1 protein-coding gene is annotated in these 1,101 nt (G+C 64.0%); it reads right to left on the bottom strand.

Going from position 1 to position 1,101, the window contains the following annotated elements; all coding sequences use genetic code 11:
• Positions 1–3: 3 nt before the first annotated feature.
• A partial coding sequence (locus GWK61_RS54720) for a ricin-type beta-trefoil lectin domain protein (RefSeq protein WP_194922314.1) occupies positions 4–1,101 on the bottom strand: 1,098 nt, incomplete at its 5' end.

The following is a 1,101-nucleotide window of genomic DNA, read 5'->3' as shown; positions in this document are numbered from 1 at the left end:
GTGCTAGGGCAGGGTCCATTTCTGGTTGGTGCCGCTGTTGCAGTCCCAGATTTCCAGTTGGGTGCCGTTGGTGGTGTTGGATGCGGGGTCGTCCAGGCAGCGTCCTGATTGGCTGCTTTTGAGTGTGCCGTCGGGTTGCGGGGTCCATTGTTGGTTGGTGCCGCCGTTGCAGTCCCACAGTTCGATCAGGGTTCCGTTGCCGGTGGCCTGGTTGGTGACGTCCGCGCATTTGCCGTTGATCTGCAGTGTGCCGTTGGTCCGTGTCCACTTCTGTGCGTTGGTGCCGTTGCAGTCGTACAGGTCCACCTTGGTGCCGTTGGCTGTGGCGCCGTTGAAGTCGTCGACGCATTTGCCGGCCAGGCCGGAGGTGATCGCGCCGGTGTGTTGTGTGATGGTGCCGGGGGTGAGGGAGAAGTTGTCGAATTCTTGGGTCAGGTAGGGGTTGGCGGTGGGGTATCCGGTGGTCGCATCGACCGGTCCGACGACGCCGAGTCCGGCCTGGCCGGTGCTGTAGGAGGTGTCGGTGATGCTGCCGACCGTGGCCCCGTCGATGGCGGCTGTCAGGGTTGTGTCCTGCATCTTCAGCGAGATCGTGTGCCACTTGCCGGTGCCGAGTGCGGGCACGGTGCCGCTGGCCAGCGTGGTGAACTTCCAGTTGCTGTCGAAGTAGCTTTTCTGGATCGACCAGGCGCCGGTGTCGCTGATCCGGAAGTGGTAGGCGTTCAGGCCGTTGTCGTTGCGGTTCTGTTGGTTGACCCGCCCGAGGACTTCGGCGCTGCCGGCCTGTTCGAGCAGTACGTCGGAGGTGACGGTGTAGTTGCTCCAGGATCCGTCGCCCATGATCGTGTAGGGGGCGTCGTAGGGCTCGTTGGTCCAGCGGATGGGTGTGGTGGCTGCCATCTGGCGCAGACAGGTGCCGGACCGGCCGCCGCCGCAGGCGGTGGTCTGGAACGCGCCGTTCATGTCGGCGAAGTACTTCGGAGACGTACTGGTCGCGGCGGTGTCGAAGTTGTCCGAGTACGGCAGCGCCATCGTGGTGGCCGGCGGAGGTGTCGCAGTGCCCTTGCCCTGCCCGGTGGTAGTCGTCAGGGTATAGACATA

The sequence above is a fragment of the Catenulispora rubra genome (assembly GCF_015356825.1).
In the GTDB taxonomy this organism is placed as follows: Bacteria; Actinomycetota; Actinomycetes; order Streptomycetales; family Catenulisporaceae; genus Catenulispora; species Catenulispora rubra.
The sequence above is the reverse complement of the archived record's forward strand: the minus strand, read 5'-3'. Positions and strand labels throughout refer to the sequence as shown.